Here is a 20,864-nt window from a genome sequence, read left to right as displayed (position 1 = left end):
GATGGCAACCAGAGACATCTACGAAACTGACTTCGACGAGGACGTCCAGACGGAGTCGAGTGCGAACCAGTGTCCCGAGTGCGACGGTCGAGTCACCACGAACGCGGTCGAAACGGTCTGCGAGGACTGTGGCTTGGTCATCGACGAGCAGCGTATCGATCACGGGCCGGAGTGGCGGGCGTACGACGACGAGGAGCGCGAGCGAACGGGTGCTCCACTCACTGCGGCCCGCCACGATCGCGGCCTGTCGACGGAAATCGGTCGCGGTACCGACGCGAAGGGGAACCAGATCTCTGGGCAGAAGCGACGGCGACTCGCGCGGATGCGCCGTGAGCAGACTCGGGGTCGCTGGCGGTCGAAAGCGGAACGGAATCTCGCACACGGGCTTGGTGAAGTGCGTCGGTTGGCGAGTGCCCTCGAGCTCTCCGATTCGGTCCGCGACCAGGCGTGTCAGCTCTTCCGGAGCGCCCAGAACGAGGATCTGCTTCGTGGCAGATCCATCGAGGCCATCGCCGCGGCCAGCGTCTACGGGGCCTGCCGGTGCAACGGCCTCTCGCGGTTAGTGGACGACGTCAGCGAGATGGCCCGCGTCGCGGAGTCGAGAGTTACGAACGCGTACAAGACGCTGAACGAAGAGCTGGGCCTCCCCGCTGAGCCCGTCTCCCCCAGCATGTTCGTGCCGCGACTCGCTTCGGACCTGGAGTGTCCGGACGAGATCCGACAGCGGGCCCGAGCCCTCGCGGAGCAGGCCGAGAAGCGCGGCGTCACGATGGGCGTTCATCCGGCCGGGTTCGCCGCGGCCTGCCTCTACAAAGCGGGGCAGGAACAGGGGCAGTGGGTAACGCAAAGCGACGTCGCGGAGACAGGGAACGTCACGCCAACGACTGTCCGGACGCATCACGAAACGCTCGATGAACTCGCGGTCTAGACAGGCCAGGTAGGAAGCGAGGGCGTGCCATTCTCCCAGCGAATCGCCTCTACCGCCGCCGGAAGTTGCTGTAGTCGGTCATCAAGGACGGCGAGTGGATGCGCATCGAGAAACGTCGCGCTATGCCGATCGACCGGCGTGTCTTCGTGATTGAGTTGGACGTGGCAGGGTCCAAGGGCTGGATGGTCGGCATCCTGGTGGAAGCCGAGCATCAGGTTCCGCTCCGGTTCGACCCAGTTGATGCGGTAGTATTCATGGTCGACACCAGCTGGGTACCAGAAGCGAATCTCCAGTCGTGCGGTCGCCGCATCGTAGGAGTCACTCAGGAACGTCGTCGGATCGATATCCGCAATAACGTACCGCGGTCGTGGTCGAGACGGGCGATAGCGCACGTCCTCACACCCAGCCTGCCTCGTCAGTCGGTCGTGAACGTCCCGGAGGAGGGTCCGCTGTGTATAGCGGTCGCGACCGGCAAGAAAGATCATTCTGTGAGAGAGGAGAATTAGCTCGTGGCGCGGTCAGCCATGTCGGTCATCTGTTCGCGAGCGGCTTCGACATCGGAGTAGAGTTCCAAGGCGTGCTTGATGAGGCGGCGATCCTCCTCGTTCTCGCGCCAGAACGCGATGACGTCGCGGCGGTCGCGGAGCTCGGCACTCGTAAGGTCACCGTCGGCGAGCGACTGTTCGAGCTCTTCCCACGTCTCGACGTCGTAGGTCGCCTGCCACTCCTCGATCTCCTCGGTGATCGCGGCCAATTCGCTCCGCAGCTCCTCGCGCGTGTTTTCCTCGATGAGCGTACGAATCTCCTCGAAGAGCAGTCGCGTGTAGTCCGGCTGGTAGCGCGTCGTCTCACCGGCCTCGACGCGGCGCAGCTGGCCCTGGTCGACAAGATCCTGGAGTTCCTCGTTGGTCGTACTCCAGGCAGCGTCGGCCTGCTCGCTGATCCAGTTGACCGACCGCGGTTCGCGGAGCGTCTCGGCGACCGCTCGAATGCGTTCGCGGGCACTCATCGACTCAGTCCACGACTGGACCCCATCTCGCGAGGATTCGGACATGCTTGGCACCTCTTACGACAGTGTTGGCGCTGGACTCCCATATATGTTTGTACTCTCTCGCATAATCAAGAGTGCGTTGCGAGCGAAGGCGTCCGGACGTTAAAATACGATACCGACAGAAGCTATGAGCCAACCGATGCATAACCGATACTCTGACTTTGAGGAACTGCGGCCAACCGGCGAGGCGTCCCACATTCCGGACACGAGGCTGACCGACGGGTGTGAGGGTGCCCTCCGGCGGCAACGCGTCGCGACGAGCGCCGGTGGCTACCCGGATGCGCCGACGGTAACCGACGGCGAGTGCCGGTCCTGTGGGGCGTCAGCCCCAGACGGCCAGACGAAATGCCGGTTCTGTCTCACCAACCATCTCGGGAGTGACGCCACTAGCACGAATGAGTCGACGTCGACGGCGTTCCTCGGCATCGTCCACCTGGTCATCAAGTCGACCACGTTCTACGGCGCTGTCGCGAAGGGCGGCGCCGCGGCGAACCTCCTCACCTCCAACGAGGCGGAGCCGGCCGTCGACGACTACACGCTCATCTACGAGCTCGACGAGGCGCCGGCGCGCCAGCTGGCCGAGCAATGGCCCTCACTCCCCGACGCGGTACAGGTATCGTCAGCGGAGGGAGAGCGGCTTCTCAGTGCCGCCCGTGACCGGACTGGGTGGCACAGGCAGGAAGCGTCGGAGCGTCAGGAGCAGGCCCCGACGCGGCTCTACGACCAGCGTGGGGACGGCATCCGCGACGCGTCGCGTCTCGACGCGGTCCTCGACGACGCCGATGACGCGGTGTGGCTGGTTCCAGCGATAGCGCTGACCGAATCCGCCGGCGAAGCTGCAGCTGATCGGCAAGAGTCGTCGGTACCGACGACGCAGGAACTCGACTGTCAAACCTGTGGACGGGCGACCGACCATCGGTTCAAGACCCACGAGTCGGTCCCGGATGAGGCGTGGACGGGGCAACCGATCTGGGAGTGCCGGGTGTGTGGCTCGGCGCGCTACGGCCCCAGTCTCGAGTAGCGCCAGTACTTGGCGTCGGTTAACCAACAGCCTGCGAGAACTGTCGAGGTCCGTTGGTTAAGGCCGCGATCTCCTGAAAGCCCGACGCCAGTCTCGACGGTGGGTCTTTCCGCGCCAGCGAGCGGTGAGGCGCTTCCGATGGAGCAAGAGTTCAAACAGGGCTACCGGATGCATCGTATACTCAGCAATCTCAACCGACTCGACGTCGACCGATTGGACGACGCGGATCGAGAGCGAGTCGAGACCGCGAGAGACCTCCTGGAAGAGGTGAGCCTTCTCACGCGGCCGAGCGACGGAGCCGGGGCGGACGCCCACGCAGATTCCTAACTGGAGTCCCCGGCCACGCCTCGGGAGCCACCTCTCGCGTCGGTTTATCGCCCCCGACAGGGGTGCGGGGGCGACCCCGTGAAGTCCAGATATGGCCACACTGCAAGCTGCGACGACGTCGACTGGCGCGATCGTATCGGATCCGCAGGCAGTCCGCGAGATCTGTGAGAGCTACTGCTTCGGGACGCTCGACTGGGAGGTGACCGAAGACGGAGAGCTCACCATCTGGGGGTACGACGACTTTGAGGTGTACGAGGCGCGGGAGAACGGCCTCCCGGACTACGAAGGCGGCATCGTGACCCACGAATTCCTGCGAGAACTCTCCAACCACCTCGAAGCCGACGAAGAGTTCGATATCCAGACGGCGGGGTTCACCAAGTGCCGCTTCCCAGTCCTAGCCAAGCGGTACGTCGTTCGCGACGGCGAAGTCCTCCACGCGGACCTCAATTCCCCCGACCCGATCGACGAGTAGCGTTGTTCGTCCCCCGAGAGAGGTGCGGGGCGATCCAGTCGCGGTCGCCCCGTGAGGTGATTGCTCGATGGGACACCGCGCACTCGTTGCGTACGAACGCACGGACGGACAGTACACACTCCACTACAGCCATTGGGGTGCAGCGAACCTGAAGCTCAAGCACCGAATTTCGGCTGAGTCGCCGTTCGGTGGCGACGACACCGACTCCAAGTGGGCGAAACAGCTGCTGGCGGAACTGGCCGATGGCCTCGAGGCAGATGCGGTCGACGGCTACCTCGCCGGCGAGGATCGACCGTCGACGGTCGTCGAACCGAAGCCCCGCGCCACCGGGCTCACCCTCGACGAGATCGTCGCTGACCATCTCGACTACCTCCACCACGAGGCGTTCTTCGTGGTGTCGACGACGTTCGAGGTGACCGCCTATCGGACGCTGTGGTTCGGGCTCCAGTACGACTCGGAGACAGTCGAACAGGGAGAGACGGTCGGGAACGGCGCGCTCGCGACGGTGCGCTGGTACGACGGCGAGCCGGTCGGTGACGGCCACCTGCAGGGCCAGTTCGCAGCCCTCAAAGACGTCGTCGGCGATATGCTCGACAAGGGCGTCTTCACGCCGTCGACGGCGAGACAGTACCTGAAACGGAAGCTCGCTGAGCGAGTCGGAGACCGACAGGAACTGCTCATTCCGACCGGAGAGTCACCCTTCGAGAAGGCGAGCCTCAACCACTCCTAGTTGGATCTGCTTCGTGGCAGCTGCTGTTTTTCAGGGGCGGAATGGGTGAGCCCCGCCATAGGCTCGTGATTCGATGACCTCAGAGGACGACCCGTTTCACGACTGCGAGTTGGATCCCGAGGCGATCCTCGGAACACACACCTTCGAAGATGTCCTGTTCACCGACGAGACGAAAACCCCGGTGAACGTGCTCACCGGCGAGACACCGGCACATTCGCAAGCAACCATCGAGGAAGCGAAGGAGTTCGCTGCGAGTATCGACACGGCGACGCCCCAGATCGCGCTCCCCGCATCCGTCGAGTCGCAGGTCGAAACCCAGAGCAAGCCCTACACGGCGGCCGCATTCTTCCACTTCAAGGCCACTGGCTCGCTCGCACGCCACCGTGCTTACCACGCCGCCTACGAGGCGGACGCGTTCGCCGTCGACTTCGAGGCCGACTACGAATCGGGCAACCTGACTATCACTGTCGAACGAGCGGACGAGGCCTGAGAATCCGCCGTCACGAGCAGGTTTTTCGAGCGCCGGCGATGGGTGCCGGCGCAGCTGGAGCGAGCAACGACACCCGGTGCGTCGGCGTTTCGAGGTGTTCGAGATGCACATGGTGATTTACGCCCTCGTAGAGGCATCGACGCACGACGACGCCCTGGCCACCGGAAAGTCGGTGTTCGACTGCCTGGTCGGCGCGGACCCACACGCCGGCGCCGTCTTCGACTACTACGTCACGTTCGACGAGGAGGACACGTCCGTTGCGGGGAAGGCGCGATGGGGAGAGTTGCCGACTGCAGCCCCCGTCGACTCCGATGACGGCCAAGACCTGCTTGAGCGTGGCTGGGAGGCGACGAAAGAGGAGTTCGAGCGCAACCTCGACCGGGTGAGGGAAGCACTTGACGAACTCTCCGACGAGGAGATCATGCGCGACGAAGATCTCGCTCGGCACGCCTTCCACCAGGTCGGCGCCTACGACGGGCCAACGATCTTCCTGTACAACGAATATGCGAACGGTATCCGTCACCGTGAGCAGCTGGATCGAGTGCTGGAGGAGAGCGAGGAGCTCTGGATCGTGCCCGCCGACGTCCACTTCTAACAGATGTCCCGGATCACAAATTGGAAGAGCGAGAGTCGCACACCCACACTCGCATACCGGAATACCGAGACCGGAGCTCGGGCTGTCTTACACCGAGCACCGGGCTCGTACCGCTACAAGTGGCGTGGTGCAATCCTCGTCGACGGCTACCCGGTGTGGTCGCGGGGGTACGAGACGAAAGACGCGAAATCGTTCCGTGACGAGCTCCGTGACCGGCCAGCGCCCGAACTGAGTTGTCCCGAGTGTCTGAACAGCGATGTGGCAATCGGCGGAAAAACGGCTGACGGCGCGAAGGTTCAGCGCTGGTTCGAGTGTCGGAACTGCGGGTACGAAGCCCCCTCGCGAATTGTCTACGGCGCTGAGCGCTGATTGATGGGAACGTATCTGCGGTGACGTTTATTTTGGGCTGGGATGGGTGGCCCATCTCAATCGGGCCAGATCCACAGATGAGTCTGGAAGTCATCGACCGTCACAGCGAAGCACTGTTCGAGTTCCTCTGGTGTCCGGTCTGCGGGCACGAGGTATTCAGTCACATTCCGTTCGAAGGTGTGTTCTGCAAGAACTGCAACACGCAGGTCGAACTCCAGGAATCCCGAGAGACACGCGGCTACGAGGAGGCCGTCCTCGCCTGCTTCGACACCCACTCAACGTGGAATCTCCACGTCGACGAGAAGCTCCGTCGCGACCTACCTGATGGGTCGGCACGGGTGAAGATCTTCGGCGCACCGGGCGCCTACGAGGTCGACTGGTGGAGTCCAGCACCCGGCGATGACTGGCAGCCGGTCGAACAAGGCGAGTTCGACGATGTCGACGAACCAGCCGATATCTCCCATCTCGCGTAGGGGGCAAGCAGTCCCTGTGGCTGTTTTTCGCCCCCTGAGGGGTGCGGGGGTGCTCGAACGAGTAGCTCCCGAACAGACCGATGAGTAGACCTAGCGACACACACTCGATTGAACAGACACACCCAGCGAGCGACTGCGACATCGCCTACGTCGGGTATCGGCAGAGCGGGCAGGCTATCGTTGAGAAACGTCCCGGCCAAGAACGGCTCACACCAGAGCGGAGTCTCGCGCTGGTGAATCACAGTCCCTCGGGATTCGAATGGGGATATGGTGGTAGTGGTCCGGCACAACTCGCGCTCGCACTCCTCCTCGACTACACAGGTGACGAAGCGTTCGCCCTCGACCACTACCAGGCGTTCAAAACCGAGGTCGTGAGCCAGCTGGACTGCGCTGGGTCTGCTGGAAGCTGGCGACTCACCGGACCCGATATCGACGCAATCCTTCACGAAACACCCGGCGAGCCGGTTGCACCGTCCATCTGAATACCAATCACCGAAAGAAATCCATGTCAGAACATACCCAACCATCTCGTGCGGATGGCGAATCGGCCGGAACCAGTGAACAGACGACACGAACGGAGTACGTCGAACGCAGTGACGTCGGCGTCTCCCTCACCGTGAAGCTCAAACGAGGAACCGGTACCAGGGATCAGGACGAGGTAATCGCGAAAGCGAAAGGTAAGACCCTCGAAGACGCTCGCGAGGACATGGAGATTCTTCGGGAGTACATCCACGATCTCGCGGAGGACGCCCGCCAGATCCAACCCGAGGAAGAAGACGGGTAACGGCGAGGGCTGTTTTTTGTCGCCTCAGCAGTGACGGAGGCGATCATCAGTGAGCAATCCAGACGGTCAAACAACAGACGCAAGCGAGCTTTCGCCAGAACAACGGCTCGAACCCCCGAATATGCGACTCATCAACGCTGGTATCGTGACGATCAATGATATGGAGACGCTGCGAGCCTGCGTCGCCTACGAGAACGCGAATCAGCAACGGATCCCGATTCTTCGCCAGCTCAAAGATCGGGCCAGCGAAATCCGCGCACAAGACGATTGACCCAACGCCCGGAGGTGTCTGTCGGAGCCTCGGTGGGTGGAGGCTCGAATGAAATGAGCGATCAACCCGAGATCGAAATTCAACGACAGACCGCATTCAGTGACGATGGCCAACTCGAAGTAACCGAAACAAGCGTCGAGACCTCACTCGAGGACTTCGGCGCTGACGTGGATCATCGTGACCGGGATTCGCGTCTTGACCAGCCCGAGGCGAGTGAGTTCGGCGTCGACGATCGACCCGAAGTTGAGCAAACATCCGAGGGAGATCAGTCAACACTCTTCGCTGATACGGACGAGGATCAGCAGACCCTCGCTGGCGACGATGCAGCCGCTCGCTGTCTCTTCGAGGAGTAACTATGACACGACTCACCAACTGGACCCGAGAGAGCCGTACTCCGACCCTGGCGTACCGAAACAGAGGGAGCAACGCCCGAGCAGTCCTGCACCGTGCGCCGGATTCGTACGTCCACAAGTGGCGGGCCGCGATTCTCGTCGAGGGCTACCCCGTGTGGTCGCGCGGATTCGCGACAAAGGACACCACGTGGCTTCGGGACGAACTCGAAAAGCGCCCCCAGCCAGAGCTCCGCTGCCCAGAGTGTCCGAACGACGAGGTCGTCGTCGGCCAGAAGAGTGCTGACGGTGCGAAGATTCAACGGTGGTTCGAGTGTCGGGAGTGCGGCTATGAAAGCCGCTCAGCAATCGTCTACGGCCCCGAGCGGTGATTCTCGACAAGGGAACCAAACGACGATGGAAGACGCAGTGGAATCGACCTGACCGGTGGGTTCAAGACGCTGCGTAAGGAATTCTTACATAGAGCCACTCATGAGTACTGACGACCCTGAAGTCACGACGGTGACGTCGAAGGGACAGATCACCATCCCAAGTCGGCTACGCAAACAGTTCGGCCTCGAAAAGGGCACGAAGCTGATGGTCGTCCCGACGGACTACGGCCTTGTACTGAAGAAACTCGAACTCCCCTCCGTCGAGGAGTTCCAGCAGCGGGTCGAAGAGCGTGCTGAGACGGTCGACCTCTCGATGGACGAGGTCAACGAGCTGGTGCATGATGCGCGGGGCGCCGATGAATGAGAGCGGTTCTCGATACGAACGTTCTCATTTCGAGCGTTATCGCAACTGGCGTCCCCCACGAGATAGTCGTCAAGGGGTTTAGCAGCGAGTATCAGATCGTCGTCTCCGTCGCGACGCTCACGGAATTTCGAGACACCCTGCTCAAATACCCGGAGAAGTTCCACATGGACGAAGAAGACGTCCAACAGGAGGTCGAAACGATCCGCTATTTCGCGGAGTTCGTCGACCCGGATGAAGAGATCACAGCGGTCGAGGCTGATCCTGACGATGACAAGTTCCTCGAAGCTGCCGTAGCGGGCAACGTCGACTACATCGTCTCCGGCGACCGCCATCTACTCGATCTCGACTCGTTCCGTGGGATCGATATTGTCGAGCCCCGAACGTTCTACGACCGCCTCACGACCGAGTAATCCCCTGTGGCTTCCCGAAAATAGGTCGTACACGAGGGCTCTCCTCGAGTGTGCTCATCCAGTATGGTTTTTCGACCCCCCGAGAGGGGTGCGGGGCATCCGAACGCCCGCGTTCAACCGATGGAGACAGATTCGACCACCAATCCACGAGCGCCAGCACAGAACGAGAGCGAACGCAGTCAGCCAACACCAGCCGACGTCGAGTACGTCGGCATGCGCGTCAACGGGACGCCGGTTGTGCTGAAGCTCACCGACCACGAGCGCCTCACCCCGGATCGGGGCCTCGGCCTCGTGCGACACAGCCCAGCGGGCTTCGACTGGGGCTACACCGGAAGCGGCCCGGCACAGCTCGCCTGTGCGCTCCTCCTCGATTACACTAACGACGAACGCGTCGCCCACCAGCATTACATCCAGTTCCGCAACGAGGTGGTGAGTCAACTCGCGTGCGATGGCCCGGCCGACTGCTGGCACCTCTCCGGGGAGGATATCGAGGCGGCACTCGCCGAATTCGAAGAGGACCGAGAACTCACGTCAGATGGTGGGACGCCGCCATCGTCACTGCCGGCGAATTGGAGTGCGGTGAGCCGGACAGATCGGACAGTCTTCCAACGCCGGGATATCGACCACTACGTCGTCCTCGCCGAAGGGAGCGAGGAGTGGTTGATCATACTTTGCGCGCAGGGCGACCGGGCGTATCCCGCCCCGCTTGGCCATCAAACACTTCCGGTCGAGAACGACCCTGCCTCAGCCGTTCAGGCACTCGTCGCTGAGAGTAACGACCTCGTCGAGCCAGAGGAGGACATCTGATGGAAAACATCCGACTTTCGCGAGCAACGTACCAGCTCATCGAACGCGCCATCACAGCGCTGGAGCGTATCGGTCGAGAACTTGAGCGATACAACGACCGGCACGAGCGAACAGCTGGGAAAGACACCGGCGAGACGAATCCCAGCGAATCATGACTGACGAAGCGACGCTTGACGACTTCGAGACCGAGAATTCGGCCGGAGAGTCCCGCTCGCTCACGCTGAAAGAGCGACTCCTCGCCCCGATCTCGCCGTCCGTGGGACTTCGGCTGATTCCCGGCCATGGTGATCCGCTCTATCTCCAAAATCGGGGCACTGAGCGGTATCTGTTCCGCGACGAACACAACCGGTGGTTCATTCTCCAACCCTCGGCGAAGGACTCAGAGGACGCGTTCGTCCGGTGGGTGTATCTCCCAGCAGACCGGCCCGAACGGCTGGCGCAGTCGGCGCTTCGTCGACGGACAGTAATCGGCTATGATTACGTTCAGCGGTCGGCCGCACCAGACCCAGTCAGGTCAACGGTAACCGCGATGTTCGTCACGGAATGCTGGCCCGAGACCGCCTACGAGTGTGGGTCGTGTGAGGCGCTGTTCGGTACAGCACGAGAGCACGCCCTCCACTGCTGGGACGCACATCCGTGGGTTCCGAATCCTGAACAGGTGCGCCGTAGGCGGAGAGATTGAAAGGCAGAAGATGACGATAATCGATACAGCGATGTTATTTCTTTGCCCTACGTCTATGTCGAAAGAGATACGAGTTGGTAATATGGCGACAAGGATGGCCACCCGGCTCGAGAACTTCTTCGAGCAACGGACTGACGGGAATCTCCGGAGTATCGTGAAATACGAGGAAGACACGTACGAAATCGTCCATCTCAGGGATGACGTCGCTGAGCAATATACGACAGATGAGCTCGAATCTGCAATTGACGAGTCCCGAATGGAATCGTTAACGGCACCAATCTACGAAAACACCTTCTCAGAAGACCACGGACAGCTTACGTGCCTGGTTCAGTGCTTCGAGAACGTTATCGAGATGAATTTCGTTCTCGAAGACGGGATTGGAGCCGCAGTCGCTCTTGATGCAGAAGCGATGGTTGATGCCCACGGACTTGTCGCTGAAGCAAGGCAGATTGTCCTCGAAGAACGGCATTAGTTCAAACAAAGGGCCATCCAGCATAAACAATTGCTTTAGCCAATACGCCGGTCTTGAAGAAATTGCTGCATACGTTCAAGGGCAGTCTGTGCTTCCGACCGATTTTCTTCCAAGTTACTCTTCGTAGGTTCCGGAAGCCCAAGTTCGTCTGCCAGCAGGATGAGCCGGTCAAGGAGGGTAATCTCCAGCCGCTCGTTTATCATCCCGATGTTGATCACGTCCAAGTCACGCAGTTCGTCGTCCTCGATTTCGAGAACGAACTGATCTTTTTCTGCGATGAGTCCCTCCATAATCGGACTTCCCTGTTCACGCGTTTCCATATCCAGCGTCGCGAAGATCTCCTCGATACGATCGATTTGATCGACGGTATCTCCTTCGTGGCCACCGAAGATCGCCGTTACTTCGTCGCTAGCTGCGGCTGCAGCGAGATCGCTATGGAGGTCCAGAATCTCGATCTCTGCGTGGTAGAGTTTCCGAAGTTCCCGGTCGAATAATTCGCGCTTCGAGGTAATCGACATCTATTACACCTCCTCCGTACGCTCATCGAAGAGCTGATCACGCAGACACTCCTGCACCACGTCGGTATCGACAACTCCACTCTCCATCAGTAAGTAGAGGCCGCTCGGAGAGATAGTTCCGCCTTCCTCGAGTTCTTCGAGGAGTTCGGGGACACCCACATCCGTCGCCTCAATATCCACAGACACCGACTCGACGAGCATTCCGTCGCGATGACCTGCCCGTCGGACTGCTGTTGTTACCATTCGCCCGGGGATCGTCCCACCCGCCGAGCCGTCCGCTCGCATCAACGCGCCGATACCGACGCTCCGGAGCAGAAACGCAAGCCCGTCACGAACGCCAGCCTGGAGCTCATCGTCCGCATCCCGCCACTGACGGCCGGCATCGTCTACCTCGCCGAGGATCTCTCGCCACTCGTCTTCCTCGAGCTCTTCGAACAGAATCGAGAAATCCAGCATCGAATTGTAGACCCGTTCGCGGATGTCTTTCCGTCGCTGGTAGCGTTGCTGCTTGGCGTGTTGCCCGTCGTAGGTCTTCTCGCCCGTCAACCATCGCCGGTCCTCAGTCGTCAGCATCGCGTTCTTTCGGCCGGTCATATACAGCGTGGTGGGCAGCGGGGGAGTAAAAACCAGCCGAAAGTAAATCGGAGATACTACACGGCTATAGAAATATTATTTACCTCGAAGGAAGACAGGTGAGTATGAACGGTATCGTGTCTCAAACAACAACTCCGATCGCCGGATCGTCTCCTGGGGCTAGTTACGACGATGGCTGACGTCGAAGCATCCGTCGCCGTCGAGGAGTACAGCGGGCAGGCGAGCCCGACGAAGCTCGTCGAGATCGCCCGCTACTTCCTGTTCATCGGAATCGTCGGATTCGGCGGCCCACTCGTCCACATCGCGATGATGGAAGACGACCTCGTCGGCGAAGACTCACGCCGATGGACTGACGAGTCGATTTTCATGGAGGGACTGGCGATCTGCAACATGCTGCCCGGGCCGGCGTCGACACAGCTCGGCATCTTCATGGGCTGGATTCGCGCCGGCAACCCGGGTGCCCTGGTCGCTGGCTTCTTTTTCATGCTCCCGACGTTCGTCCTCGTCGTCTTCTTCTCGTGGCTGTACTTCGCCTACCAGACGCTTCCAGCCGTCGAAGCAGCGTTCTACGGAATCAATCCCGTCGTCATCGGGCTCATCGTCGGCGCCGCCTACTCGATGGCACAGAGCGCCCTCGCCGACGGTCGGGACCACGCCGAATTCAGTATCGGCTCGGAGACCTGGTCAGTCGACTTTCTATTAGTCGCACTTCTCGTGGCTGCGACCGTCGCGACGGCGACGGTAAACCCGAACCCGGTCCTCGAATTCATCATTGCTGGACTCATCGCTGTCACACTCTATCGATCGGACTGGGTGCGAGCAAACGTGAAGCGAATTACTGCTGCCGGCGCCGTGACAGCCGTCCTCAGTGGGCTATATGCGCTCCGAGGTCGCGTACTCGAGCTGGTCGGCCCACGCGTTCGAACGGCTATTGAGGCAAGTCCACTCTGGGGGATTGCCCTCGCCCTCTGGGCGAACCCGTGGGTGAAGCTGTTCCTGTTCATGGTCTACACGGGGTCGTTCATCTACGGCGGCGGCCTCGTCCTCATTCCGTTCATCGAGAAGTACGTCGTCAACGAGTTCGCGTGGATGACCGCTCGAGAGTTCGTCGACGGCATCGCCATCGGTCAACTGTCACCCGGTCCCGTCGTGATGACGACGGCGTTCGTCGGCTACAAACTATTGCTGGACGTCTCCGGCGGCGTCGTGTGGATCGCTATCCTAGGAGCGCTGGTCGCCACAATCGGTGCGTTCGGCCCGTCGTTCGTGTTCATCATGGGCTTCTTCCCGTATTTCGCGCGGGTTCGCGAGAACGACGTCATCCAGACCGCGTTGACCGGCGTCAACGCGGCCGTCGTCGGAGCGATCCTTGGAGCAACCGTCACACTCGCCGCGGAGTCGTTCGTCGACGCCTTCACCGTCGCCCTCGCCGTGGCCACGTTCGGACTGTTCGTCCGCGGCACCCACGCGGCGTATCTGATTCTGGGCGGCGGCGGGATCGGCATGGCATGGTACTTCCTCGTCCTATGACTCAGGCACAGCTCACCAACCACGAAATCACACGACGACGTTCGACACGGAGACAATCATGAGTCAGGAACAAGTCACGGTTGAAACGGACGAATCGGGGCCGTTAGATACGTTTCGGCAGTTCTTCGCGCTCGAACGGGACGTGCTGGTGCTGTCGCTGGCGATGTTCGCGTTCAGTCTCGGCTTCCAGATGACCAGCCGATTCATCCCCGAGTATATCGTCGCACTCGGAGCATCCGGGTTCGTCGTCGGCCTTTTCGGGACAGTCAGCAATATCGTCTCAGCGGTGTTCCCGTATCCCGGTGGCGCCCTCTCGGACCGACTCGGCTCGCGGTATGCACTCACGCTGTTCGGGTTGATTTCGACGCTCGGGTTCGGGGTCTGGTTGATCGCGCCGCATCTCGGCGTGATCACCGTCGCCGGCGTCACGATCCCACCCTGGATCTGGATCTTCGTTGGCCTGCTGCTCGCACAGGGCTGGAAATCGTTCGGGTTGGGTGCAACGTTCGCCGTCGTCAAGCAGGCAATCGACCCCTCGCAGCTGGCCGCTGGCTTCGCCAGCACTGAGACGTTCCGCCGGACGGCCTTCCTCATCGGGCCGGTACTCGCGGCCGTCCTCATCAGCTTCCACCCGGACTTCACGGTGAGTTTCCAATACGTCCTCGCCGTCGCCGTCGTCTTCGGAATCATCGGAACAGTCGCTCAGCACATCCTCTACGACGCCAGCGAGGACTCCATCGGCGACTCCTTCGAGGGGCTGGCACAGATTCGGGCGGACCTCCGCGAGATGCCGTCCGCGCTCCGGCCACTGCTCGTCGGTGACACGCTCGTCCGGTTCGCCAATGGAATGGTGTACGTCTTCTTCGTTCTCGTGATCACCCGGTTCTACCAAGTTGGCTTCGAGACGACCGTCTCACTGGCTGGCTTCTCATACGCAATCGATCTCTCGCCGGAGGCGTTCTTCGGCTTCCTGCTCGGCGTCGAGATGTTGATTGCGCTCATCTCGATGGCACCAGCCGCGAAAGTCGCCGAACGAGTCGGGCTCAAACCCGTCGTCGCGTTGGGGTTCGCAGTCTACGCTCTGTTCCCAATCGTCCTCATCGGTGGGCCAGAGGTTCTCAGAGCGGTAATGCCGCTCCAGTGGGCGATGATCCTTATCTTCGCGTTCTCCGGGCTTCGGTTCGCCGGCTTGCCCTCACATAAGGCGTTGATCGTCGGACCCGCCGAGGCAGGAGCCGGCGGCCGCGTTACGGGCACCTACTACCTGCTCCGGAACACGGTCGTCATTCCGAGTGCCGCGCTTGGTGGCTATCTGTGGGAATTCGTCAATCCAGAGATTGCATTCACTATTGCGGCCGTGATCGGCGTCATCGGGACCGGTTACTTCCTCGCCTTTGGAGAGGAGTTCGAAGCCTACGTCTGAAGCGATCCTGCCTCATTCTCGCCCTGACGAGTCACTCGTTATCGACGGGAGTCCAAGTTAACCAACGTATTGGAGGCTCCGACCCAAATGTTGGTTAATGTGGTGTTGTTTTTGCGCCCGGGAGAGGGGCGCAGGGCGCGAGACGATGCAATCGCACGTCGACGAGGATTCCTGAAGTGGGGTGACTGAGATGAAAGATCCAGAGTCCAGAACTATCTTCGCTGGCGTCGACGGACGAACCGATACAGAACTACCCAACTGGTACCGGCAGAAGAAAACGGTCGACGAACCGAAGTCCTTCGCCGAGACGATTCGTGACCTCCCGCAGGCCGTCGAGACGACAGTCGCATTCCGGAATCCCTACTCCGACGAGTGGGTCGAAACAGATCGCTTCAACGCTCTGGTCGAGCCCACGAGAACGCGCGACCACGCGACAGACGATGAGTCCCACGCAGACCCACTATTTCACGTTCCTACGGACAGTTACGCGATAATCAACCCGGTAGACGTGTACAGGCCCTTGGAAGAGGTCCTCCGCGAGGAGACCATCGACGGGACGCCGCTCGGCGACGTGATGTTCGGCGAAATCCGGTGCTACCGGGGCGGTGGCGAGGTCCATATGGACGTGATGTTCGACGGCCTCGAAGTCCGGCTGCCGAGGCGGTCGGACCCGATCACGATGGGCGTCACTTCGGGCTACGACTTCTTCAGCGAGCACGCCGTCTACGCAGAAGGTTTCGCTCAGGACGGCTACTCCGTGACGCCCAGGACATCGACCTCGACTTTGCCGATCTTCCGTTCACCGTCACGGAGTTCTACAGCTTGCTCGGCTTCCCGGACTATCTGGCCGAGCGCGCTGCGAACGATGTCGAGGCCAATGCAGCCTCCCCGTCGAGATCGATATGTGGACGCTGCATTCCGATGCCACGTACGCGCTTACTCACTTCTTTCAGGGCAAGGGGAGTGTGTCACTGGACGGCTACGTCCGCACGGCCAACGATATCCTGTTCAACCCGGAGGGCACCATCGAGCGCGTCAAACGAGCCTACGAGGAGGTGATGGAAGCAGACGGAGACAACGGGCCCCAGGCGTCGCTCGCCGACGAGCGGGCACTCGCGAGCATCGAGCGCGTCAACGATGATCTGCAGGAGAAGGTCGACCAGTTCGAGGAGCGTAAGAATGTGATTCGCGAACGATTTCGAGACGTTGCGAACTAGAGCATTATTTTAGAAATGGAGTTACGCTGACTTTGGGGGCGTGAGAACAAGTGCGCCTAAGCCTGCACAGACAGCCAGAACACCGCCAAGAAGGAACGTCGTAGACCAGCCCGTCATCGTGATCAGGACACCAGCGATCACGCCACCGAAGAGACCACCACCAACCTTCCCCAGATAAACCAGCGCGTAGTTCGTCGAAGACTGTGCCTGCCCGTAGTAGTCGCCAACAATACTCGGGAACAAGGCAAACTGTGGACTCCAGAAGAACGTCGCGACGATAACTGCCGCCACGAACCCCCACTGCGAACCAAGCAAGCCAGCCCAGACGAGAACAAACATCCCGACACCACACAACATAGCAGTCACCGCAATAGTGAGCCGTCGGTCGACTCGATCGGAGAGTCCACCCACGAGAATACGGCTGAGCCCGCCTACGAGGGCAAGAACCATCGCAGACGCAGTTGCGATCGCCGCCGACAGCCCGAACTGCTGCGCCAGTGAAACGACCTTCGCTGTCAGCATCAGCCCAGCAGTATTCACGAGCGTGAACATCACTAGGAGAAGCCAGAACTGCCAGGTCCGGACCATTTCTTGCCATCGATACTCACGCTGTCCTGGTGCTCCCGAGTGGTCACTCGAGCTTGTGCTCTCTGCTGACTTCTTGGTCCAGTTTTCTGGCGGATCTCGAAGGATGAGTGCCCCTACAATGACGCCGACACCGATGAGGAGTCCCATGTTACGAAGAACGGTCGAATAGCCAGCGACCGTCGCATTGGCACGGACGTATGGAATGAACAGTGCACTCCCGGCTGCGAACGCCATCGTTCCGATCCCCGTCGTCAGCCCTCGCCGATCAGGGAACCACTTGAGTGCCGTATTGACTGCGACGGTATAGACGATTCCGACGCCGATAGCCCCGAGTGAATAGAGCACGTACAGCTGCCAAACTTCGGTCGCGTAAGCGAGGCCGACGTAGCCGCCACCAGCAAGGATGCCTGCGGCAAAGCTGATCAAGCGAGGCCCATGGGTGTCCCGCCACCAGCCGATTGGAAACTGCGATAGCGACTGAAACCCAACAAACAGTGTGAAAACCAGTCCGAGAGCCGGAAGCGGAATCGAGAGATCGGCCGCCAACGGCCCCTCGATCGACGACCAGACGTACTGATACGGACTCACGAGCGCCATCATAATCGCCGCAGCTGCCACCTGCCACCACCGTGACCTGCCCAGTGTTTCCCGAGCTCGGACACTAATGTCAGGTGTCGAGTGCGTGTGAGAGGACTCGCTGCTCATTATACGGTGATTCTGCAAACGTTTGTAGCGCTACTAAGCCTCATTCATCCTCTTCCGTGGCATCGAAATCGATATCTTGCTGTTCACCAGCAAGCGCGACGTGTCCATAGTTGAGCAACCCGACGAAGACCCCTCCACCAACGATATTGCCGGATGTCGTCCAGAGGAGGAAATGACCGAAGTCACCGAGAGAGACACCTTGACCCAGAAACATCGCAGAGAGAACCTCTGTAGTCCCAAGGATACTGTGATGGAAGGGGCCTGATCCGATTACAGCGGTTACGAGAAGTACGAAGAGAATTCGGCTGACGGTGTCTCGACTGGCCGCGGAGAGCCAAGTGACCAATCCCATTAGCCAGCCAGCAATCACTCCACTCAAAAATATTACCCACCATGAGTACGGGAGCAACGCTGACGCTAACGTGCCGAATGCCTCCGCGTCAATAATTCCAAGGGCCGGTCCAAGGATAGTAATCAGACCCGCAAATAGCGCACAGCCGACAAGGTTCGAAACTTACGTGACGCTCCAGACTCGACCGAGTCCTCGTACTGTAGCACGGCCATCGAGGACTGGCAAAATCGCCATCGTCGAATGTGCAGTAAACAGCTCTGTTTGGCCGATAACGACGAATAAGAACGCAATCGAGGAGACACCACCGAGAATGACTTGTTGAACGAGTTTTGATTCGAATCCCCCGGAGAACGTCAGGGCCATCCCCATGAGTAACGCCCCGAAACTCAGATTGAGTCCAGCAGACAATCCAGAGAGGAACACGCCTTTCGGAGGACGATTAATCTCCTTGAGAGCGCTTTCCATCTCCCGTTCCAGAATGTTCCGATATGAGAGTGAGGCCCCAGATGGCTCAGTATCAGAGTCCGTGGTCATACGCTGTTTATAAACTATTTCTGGGCTGCCAGTTAAACAGTCCCCTCGGTATTGAAGATCCATTCGGCGCGAGGTCTTAACGATTCAATCCGAGAAGTGTTTCCGACGAGATACCCCCTCTCAGAGAAACCATCTAAAATATGATAATATATCAATCCACAGCAGTTTAGCACTACCTGCGAGGAACTGAGATTGTAGAATTCGGGTTTTCAAAAATTGACACACAAAAAATAATTCGACAAAGACAAGGGGCCATCGGAGAGACACAAACTGTACGAAGATGGGTACGATACATCCTTCATCTGTAGAGCGAAGACCACGCCGCATAGCCACTCGCGTAGATGGAGTTCTTCTCGAGTTTCGTAGACGATGGAGCACCCTCCAAACTAATGACTGAAGCAGAACATCTCGCAGATGAACACGGTGTTACCGGGACGCCTAAACGCGGGCTCATCATGTCCACGCTTGTCTTCTATGCGGGCCTGACCACAATCGTGTTCTACGGGGCAGCAGGGCCAGTTCTCGAAGAACATCTGGCACTGGCCGGCGTCCTTCACGGCCTCTTGCTAGGCTCACCGCATCTCAGTAAGGCGATTCTCAGGATTCCGTTCGGTGCATGGGTGGACGAAGTCGGCGGACGGAAACCGCTACTCATCCTCATGGCCTCGACAATCATCGGAACAGCAGGGCTCGTTATCACGCTGTTCCTCACCTATCCGGAGGACTTCAACATGAGTCTGTACCCTATTCTGGTATTCTTCGGATTCCTCGCGGGTGCGGGTGGGGCGACGTTCTCCGCCGGGATCACACAAACCTCCTACTGGTATCCCAGCGATAAACAGGGGTTCGCACTTGGCGCGTTCGCCGGCGTCGGCAACATCGGCCCGGGGATGGTCGTCTACGTTCTCCCCGTCCTCATCGGCATCTGGGGGCTGACCATGGCTTACTCGACGTGGTTAGTGTTCCTGCTGGTCGTCACAGCTATCTACGCGGTGTACGCGGTCGATCCGTACTACTTCCAGCTCCGCAAGAAAGGTAAAACGCCGGAGGAGTCACAGGAAATCGCTGACGAACTCGGCCAAGACATCTTCCCGTCGGGCGGCACGTGGGATTCGCTACGGACGTCCGCAAGAAACCGCCGAACGTGGGTTCTCGTCTTCCTGTATACCGTCTCCTTCGGCGGAGGGTTCACGTCCCTCTCGGCGTGGTTCCCGACCTACTGGGCGGAGTTCCACGAACTCACGCTGACGACAGCCGGCCTGCTGGCAGGTATCTTCATCGTCTACGGGTCACTCATTCGGGTTCCCGCCGGGAGTGTCAGTGACAGATTCGGCGGTGAATTAGTTGCCATCATTAGCTTCGGTGTGATGGCCCTCGGCGGTGCAATCATGACGTTCTTCACTGGATTCTGGCCCGCCATCCTCGGTATGATGGTTCTCGGAACGGGAATGGGATTCGCCAACGCGGCCGTATTCGAGCTAGTGCCGAAGTTCGTCCCGGAAGCTGTCGGTGGGGCCTCCGGCTGGATCAGTGGAATCGGAGGTGGTGGAACTCTCGTTATCCTCCCACTGATGGGGCTCTTCGTAGACGTCTACGGGCACATCGGGTATGCGCGAGGGTTTGCCGTCTTCATCGTCCTAAGCGGGCTCTGTGTCATCGTCGCAGCCGCGCTCAAGTGGCTGATCTCGGAGCCTGAAGAGACCGCTGACGAGGGAGCTCTCCACTAAACTCGCACCACATCTCTACATTTACCGAGGAACGGAGACAGTGGTGACGTCCGTATCTTACTCTTCGGGGTCTCGGTGAACAGTTAACACCGGGATCTCGGAGTGACGCACGACATTTTCGGTGACGCTTCCGAGGAGAGCACGTTTGACCCCAGTGCGTCCGTGCGTCCCCATAACGATAACGTCGATATCGTTGTCTTCTGCGTAGCTGAGGATATCGTCGTGGGGGTTCCCACGACGGACCGCTGCTGTCGTCTCGATATCCCGCTCTCTGGCCTGTTCGACGACGGCTTTCGTCGCCTGTTGCCCCCGTTCTTCGAGCGCATCTAGAAGGTCATCGAGACCAGAAAATCCCTCCCCCATGCCGGAGACGGACGTGGGCTGATCAACGATATAGAGCACGTGGAGCGTTGCATCATGCGATTCAGCAAGATTGAGTGCCATCTCCACCGCGGGTTTCGATGGATCACTGCCGTCCGTCGGGATGAGTATTCGGTCGAACATGAGTCGGTTCGTTCCGTTTGTATATCTCTTTGCGGTACGGATAATGGTGTTCACGCACCGCCGAGAAGTCGCTCATGCGCGAGTGGACCAAAGAGGACGGAAGGAATGAATCTGAGATTTGATACGAACGCTCTTCGGAAGCAGATTGTTGGTCGGGTAGAGCTGGCGCTGTGAAAGCGTAGCGGGCAAGGGTGACGCGACAGCG

The 20,864-nt window shown here is 59.9% G+C and carries 28 protein-coding genes and 2 pseudogenes; 23 read left to right on the top strand and 7 right to left on the bottom strand.

Annotation, left to right across the window (positions count from 1 at the left end):
• Position 1: 1 nt before the first annotated feature.
• A complete protein-coding gene (locus ACQUQR_RS17160; protein WP_435197614.1) occupies positions 2–928 on the top strand; it encodes a transcription initiation factor IIB in 927 nt (308 codons plus the stop codon).
• Here the strand turns inward: ACQUQR_RS17160 and ACQUQR_RS17155 are convergent.
• Both ACQUQR_RS17155 and ACQUQR_RS17150 read right to left on the bottom strand, forming a co-directional pair.
• Entirely contained in the window at positions 925–1,413 is a 489-nt protein-coding gene (locus ACQUQR_RS17155) for a hypothetical protein (protein ID WP_435197613.1), read from the bottom strand. The two genes, ACQUQR_RS17160 and ACQUQR_RS17155, sit on opposite strands and share 4 nt — an antisense overlap.
• Before the next feature lie 17 nt (positions 1,414–1,430).
• The gene (locus ACQUQR_RS17150; RefSeq protein WP_435197612.1) at positions 1,431–1,982 is read right to left on the bottom strand and encodes a DUF7342 family protein; all 552 of its coding nucleotides are present in this window, start codon (positions 1,980–1,982) and stop codon (positions 1,431–1,433) included.
• 136 nt (positions 1,983–2,118) lie between these two features.
• On the opposite strand from ACQUQR_RS17150, the gene ACQUQR_RS17145 reads away from it, so the two are divergent.
• The 18 genes from ACQUQR_RS17145 to ACQUQR_RS17060 all read left to right on the top strand — a co-directional run bounded on the left by ACQUQR_RS17145 (position 2,119) and on the right by ACQUQR_RS17060 (position 10,967).
• The gene (locus tag ACQUQR_RS17145) at positions 2,119–3,000 is read left to right on the top strand and encodes a hypothetical protein (RefSeq protein WP_435197611.1); all 882 of its coding nucleotides are present in this window, start codon (positions 2,119–2,121) and stop codon (positions 2,998–3,000) included.
• A 138-nt stretch (positions 3,001–3,138) separates the two neighbouring features.
• Complete coding sequence (locus tag ACQUQR_RS17140) at positions 3,139–3,327, top strand: hypothetical protein (protein WP_006183366.1); 189 nt, start codon at positions 3,139–3,141, stop codon at positions 3,325–3,327.
• Positions 3,328–3,418: 91 nt separating this feature from the next.
• The gene (locus tag ACQUQR_RS17135; protein WP_435197610.1) at positions 3,419–3,799 is read left to right on the top strand and encodes a hypothetical protein; all 381 of its coding nucleotides are present in this window, start codon (positions 3,419–3,421) and stop codon (positions 3,797–3,799) included.
• Positions 3,800–3,866: 67 nt separating this feature from the next.
• Complete coding sequence (locus ACQUQR_RS17130; RefSeq protein WP_092907631.1) at positions 3,867–4,529, top strand: DUF6735 family protein; 663 nt, start codon at positions 3,867–3,869, stop codon at positions 4,527–4,529.
• 73 nt (positions 4,530–4,602) lie between these two features.
• Positions 4,603–5,019, top strand: coding sequence for a hypothetical protein (locus tag ACQUQR_RS17125; protein WP_435197609.1), 417 nt, complete (start codon positions 4,603–4,605; stop codon positions 5,017–5,019).
• A gap of 103 nt (positions 5,020–5,122) precedes the next feature.
• Positions 5,123–5,614, top strand: coding sequence for a hypothetical protein (locus tag ACQUQR_RS17120; RefSeq protein ID WP_435197653.1), 492 nt, complete (start codon positions 5,123–5,125; stop codon positions 5,612–5,614).
• Between the two features lie 3 nt (positions 5,615–5,617).
• Positions 5,618–5,983, top strand: coding sequence for a DUF7568 family protein (locus tag ACQUQR_RS17115; RefSeq protein WP_435197608.1), 366 nt, complete (start codon positions 5,618–5,620; stop codon positions 5,981–5,983).
• A 77-nt stretch (positions 5,984–6,060) separates the two neighbouring features.
• A complete protein-coding gene (locus ACQUQR_RS17110; RefSeq protein ID WP_435197607.1) occupies positions 6,061–6,456 on the top strand; it encodes a DUF7567 family protein in 396 nt (131 codons plus the stop codon).
• 80 nt (positions 6,457–6,536) lie between these two features.
• Positions 6,537–6,938 carry a DUF6166 domain-containing protein gene (locus ACQUQR_RS17105; protein ID WP_435197606.1) on the top strand — a complete coding sequence of 134 codons (402 nt, stop codon included), beginning with the start codon at positions 6,537–6,539 and terminating at the stop codon, positions 6,936–6,938.
• A 23-nt stretch (positions 6,939–6,961) separates the two neighbouring features.
• On the top strand, positions 6,962–7,240 hold the full coding sequence (locus ACQUQR_RS17100; protein WP_435197605.1) for a DUF7389 domain-containing protein: 279 nt from the start codon (positions 6,962–6,964) through the stop codon (positions 7,238–7,240).
• A 49-nt stretch (positions 7,241–7,289) separates the two neighbouring features.
• The gene (locus tag ACQUQR_RS17095; protein ID WP_435197604.1) at positions 7,290–7,511 is read left to right on the top strand and encodes a hypothetical protein; all 222 of its coding nucleotides are present in this window, start codon (positions 7,290–7,292) and stop codon (positions 7,509–7,511) included.
• A 53-nt stretch (positions 7,512–7,564) separates the two neighbouring features.
• A complete protein-coding gene (locus ACQUQR_RS17090; RefSeq protein ID WP_435197603.1) occupies positions 7,565–7,864 on the top strand; it encodes a hypothetical protein in 300 nt (99 codons plus the stop codon).
• 2 nt (positions 7,865–7,866) lie between these two features.
• Positions 7,867–8,232, top strand: a complete 366-nt coding sequence (locus ACQUQR_RS17085) for a DUF7568 family protein (protein WP_435066196.1) — start codon at positions 7,867–7,869, stop codon at positions 8,230–8,232.
• Between the two features lie 100 nt (positions 8,233–8,332).
• The gene (locus tag ACQUQR_RS17080; protein ID WP_435066195.1) at positions 8,333–8,596 is read left to right on the top strand and encodes an AbrB/MazE/SpoVT family DNA-binding domain-containing protein; all 264 of its coding nucleotides are present in this window, start codon (positions 8,333–8,335) and stop codon (positions 8,594–8,596) included.
• On the top strand, positions 8,593–9,006 hold the full coding sequence (locus ACQUQR_RS17075; RefSeq protein WP_042661788.1) for a putative toxin-antitoxin system toxin component, PIN family: 414 nt from the start codon (positions 8,593–8,595) through the stop codon (positions 9,004–9,006). The genes ACQUQR_RS17080 and ACQUQR_RS17075 overlap by 4 nt, the downstream gene beginning before the upstream one ends.
• Before the next feature lie 120 nt (positions 9,007–9,126).
• Positions 9,127–9,813 (top strand): DUF6166 domain-containing protein, encoded by a 687-nt coding sequence (locus ACQUQR_RS17070; protein WP_435197602.1) that lies wholly within the window; start codon positions 9,127–9,129, stop codon positions 9,811–9,813.
• Between the two features lie 151 nt (positions 9,814–9,964).
• Positions 9,965–10,495 carry a hypothetical protein gene (locus tag ACQUQR_RS17065; RefSeq protein WP_435197601.1) on the top strand — a complete coding sequence of 177 codons (531 nt, stop codon included), beginning with the start codon at positions 9,965–9,967 and terminating at the stop codon, positions 10,493–10,495.
• A gap of 82 nt (positions 10,496–10,577) precedes the next feature.
• Positions 10,578–10,967: a hypothetical protein gene (locus ACQUQR_RS17060; protein ID WP_435197600.1), complete on the top strand. Its 390-nt coding sequence runs from the start codon at positions 10,578–10,580 to the stop codon at positions 10,965–10,967.
• Positions 10,968–11,002: 35 nt separating this feature from the next.
• On the opposite strand, the gene ACQUQR_RS17055 is transcribed toward ACQUQR_RS17060, so the two are convergent.
• Positions 11,003–11,485 carry a DUF892 family protein gene (locus ACQUQR_RS17055; RefSeq protein ID WP_435197599.1) on the bottom strand — a complete coding sequence of 161 codons (483 nt, stop codon included), beginning with the start codon at positions 11,483–11,485 and terminating at the stop codon, positions 11,003–11,005.
• Positions 11,486–11,488: 3 nt separating this feature from the next.
• Positions 11,489–12,079, bottom strand: coding sequence for a hypothetical protein (locus ACQUQR_RS17050; RefSeq protein ID WP_435197598.1), 591 nt, complete (start codon positions 12,077–12,079; stop codon positions 11,489–11,491).
• A gap of 171 nt (positions 12,080–12,250) precedes the next feature.
• On the opposite strand from ACQUQR_RS17050, the gene chrA reads away from it, so the two are divergent.
• The 3 genes and pseudogenes from chrA to ACQUQR_RS17035 all read left to right on the top strand — a co-directional run bounded on the left by chrA (position 12,251) and on the right by ACQUQR_RS17035 (position 16,249).
• Positions 12,251–13,609, top strand: a complete 1,359-nt coding sequence (chrA, locus tag ACQUQR_RS17045; protein ID WP_435197597.1) for a chromate efflux transporter — start codon at positions 12,251–12,253, stop codon at positions 13,607–13,609.
• Positions 13,610–13,667: 58 nt separating this feature from the next.
• Positions 13,668–15,032 (top strand): MFS transporter, encoded by a 1,365-nt coding sequence (locus ACQUQR_RS17040; protein ID WP_435197596.1) that lies wholly within the window; start codon positions 13,668–13,670, stop codon positions 15,030–15,032.
• A 190-nt stretch (positions 15,033–15,222) separates the two neighbouring features.
• Positions 15,223–16,249 (top strand): annotated as a pseudogene (locus ACQUQR_RS17035) (hypothetical protein).
• A gap of 21 nt (positions 16,250–16,270) precedes the next feature.
• Here ACQUQR_RS17035 and ACQUQR_RS17030 read toward each other — a convergent pair.
• Positions 16,271–17,542, bottom strand: a complete 1,272-nt coding sequence (locus ACQUQR_RS17030) for an OFA family MFS transporter (RefSeq protein ID WP_435197595.1) — start codon at positions 17,540–17,542, stop codon at positions 16,271–16,273.
• A gap of 40 nt (positions 17,543–17,582) precedes the next feature.
• A pseudogene (locus tag ACQUQR_RS17025) lies at positions 17,583–18,428 on the bottom strand (formate/nitrite transporter family protein).
• Between the two features lie 389 nt (positions 18,429–18,817).
• On the opposite strand from ACQUQR_RS17025, the gene ACQUQR_RS17020 reads away from it, so the two are divergent.
• A complete protein-coding gene (locus ACQUQR_RS17020) occupies positions 18,818–20,155 on the top strand; it encodes an MFS transporter (protein WP_435197594.1) in 1,338 nt (445 codons plus the stop codon).
• A 57-nt stretch (positions 20,156–20,212) separates the two neighbouring features.
• Here the strand turns inward: ACQUQR_RS17020 and ACQUQR_RS17015 are convergent, their stop codons facing one another.
• Positions 20,213–20,659 carry a universal stress protein gene (locus ACQUQR_RS17015; protein ID WP_435197652.1) on the bottom strand — a complete coding sequence of 149 codons (447 nt, stop codon included), beginning with the start codon at positions 20,657–20,659 and terminating at the stop codon, positions 20,213–20,215.
• Between the last annotated feature and the right edge of the window lie 205 nt (positions 20,660–20,864).

It is taken from the genome of Natronomonas sp. EA1 (assembly GCF_051195035.1).
GTDB lineage: Archaea > Halobacteriota > Halobacteria > Halobacteriales > Haloarculaceae > JBNTJV01.
The sequence above is the reverse complement of the archived record's forward strand: the minus strand, read 5'-3'. Positions and strand labels throughout refer to the sequence as shown.

Coding starts and splice junctions, on each gene's coding strand:
- ACQUQR_RS17160 (WP_435197614.1), top strand. CDS start 2: ATGGCAACCAGAGACATCTACGAAACTGACTTCGACGAGGACGTCCAG.
- ACQUQR_RS17155 (WP_435197613.1), bottom strand. CDS start 1,413: ATGATCTTTCTTGCCGGTCGCGACCGCTATACACAGCGGACCCTCCTC.
- ACQUQR_RS17150 (WP_435197612.1), bottom strand. CDS start 1,982: ATGTCCGAATCCTCGCGAGATGGGGTCCAGTCGTGGACTGAGTCGATG.
- ACQUQR_RS17145 (WP_435197611.1), top strand. CDS start 2,119: ATGCATAACCGATACTCTGACTTTGAGGAACTGCGGCCAACCGGCGAG.
- ACQUQR_RS17140 (WP_006183366.1), top strand. CDS start 3,139: ATGGAGCAAGAGTTCAAACAGGGCTACCGGATGCATCGTATACTCAGC.
- ACQUQR_RS17135 (WP_435197610.1), top strand. CDS start 3,419: ATGGCCACACTGCAAGCTGCGACGACGTCGACTGGCGCGATCGTATCG.
- ACQUQR_RS17130 (WP_092907631.1), top strand. CDS start 3,867: ATGGGACACCGCGCACTCGTTGCGTACGAACGCACGGACGGACAGTAC.
- ACQUQR_RS17125 (WP_435197609.1), top strand. CDS start 4,603: ATGACCTCAGAGGACGACCCGTTTCACGACTGCGAGTTGGATCCCGAG.
- ACQUQR_RS17120 (WP_435197653.1), top strand. CDS start 5,123: ATGCACATGGTGATTTACGCCCTCGTAGAGGCATCGACGCACGACGAC.
- ACQUQR_RS17115 (WP_435197608.1), top strand. CDS start 5,618: ATGTCCCGGATCACAAATTGGAAGAGCGAGAGTCGCACACCCACACTC.
- ACQUQR_RS17110 (WP_435197607.1), top strand. CDS start 6,061: ATGAGTCTGGAAGTCATCGACCGTCACAGCGAAGCACTGTTCGAGTTC.
- ACQUQR_RS17105 (WP_435197606.1), top strand. CDS start 6,537: ATGAGTAGACCTAGCGACACACACTCGATTGAACAGACACACCCAGCG.
- ACQUQR_RS17100 (WP_435197605.1), top strand. CDS start 6,962: ATGTCAGAACATACCCAACCATCTCGTGCGGATGGCGAATCGGCCGGA.
- ACQUQR_RS17090 (WP_435197603.1), top strand. CDS start 7,565: ATGAGCGATCAACCCGAGATCGAAATTCAACGACAGACCGCATTCAGT.
- ACQUQR_RS17085 (WP_435066196.1), top strand. CDS start 7,867: ATGACACGACTCACCAACTGGACCCGAGAGAGCCGTACTCCGACCCTG.
- ACQUQR_RS17080 (WP_435066195.1), top strand. CDS start 8,333: ATGAGTACTGACGACCCTGAAGTCACGACGGTGACGTCGAAGGGACAG.
- ACQUQR_RS17075 (WP_042661788.1), top strand. CDS start 8,593: ATGAGAGCGGTTCTCGATACGAACGTTCTCATTTCGAGCGTTATCGCA.
- ACQUQR_RS17070 (WP_435197602.1), top strand. CDS start 9,127: ATGGAGACAGATTCGACCACCAATCCACGAGCGCCAGCACAGAACGAG.
- ACQUQR_RS17065 (WP_435197601.1), top strand. CDS start 9,965: ATGACTGACGAAGCGACGCTTGACGACTTCGAGACCGAGAATTCGGCC.
- ACQUQR_RS17060 (WP_435197600.1), top strand. CDS start 10,578: ATGGCGACAAGGATGGCCACCCGGCTCGAGAACTTCTTCGAGCAACGG.
- ACQUQR_RS17055 (WP_435197599.1), bottom strand. CDS start 11,485: ATGTCGATTACCTCGAAGCGCGAATTATTCGACCGGGAACTTCGGAAA.
- ACQUQR_RS17050 (WP_435197598.1), bottom strand. CDS start 12,079: ATGACCGGCCGAAAGAACGCGATGCTGACGACTGAGGACCGGCGATGG.
- chrA (WP_435197597.1), top strand. CDS start 12,251: ATGGCTGACGTCGAAGCATCCGTCGCCGTCGAGGAGTACAGCGGGCAG.
- ACQUQR_RS17040 (WP_435197596.1), top strand. CDS start 13,668: ATGAGTCAGGAACAAGTCACGGTTGAAACGGACGAATCGGGGCCGTTA.
- ACQUQR_RS17030 (WP_435197595.1), bottom strand. CDS start 17,542: ATGAGCAGCGAGTCCTCTCACACGCACTCGACACCTGACATTAGTGTC.
- ACQUQR_RS17020 (WP_435197594.1), top strand. CDS start 18,818: ATGACTGAAGCAGAACATCTCGCAGATGAACACGGTGTTACCGGGACG.
- ACQUQR_RS17015 (WP_435197652.1), bottom strand. CDS start 20,659: ATGTTCGACCGAATACTCATCCCGACGGACGGCAGTGATCCATCGAAA.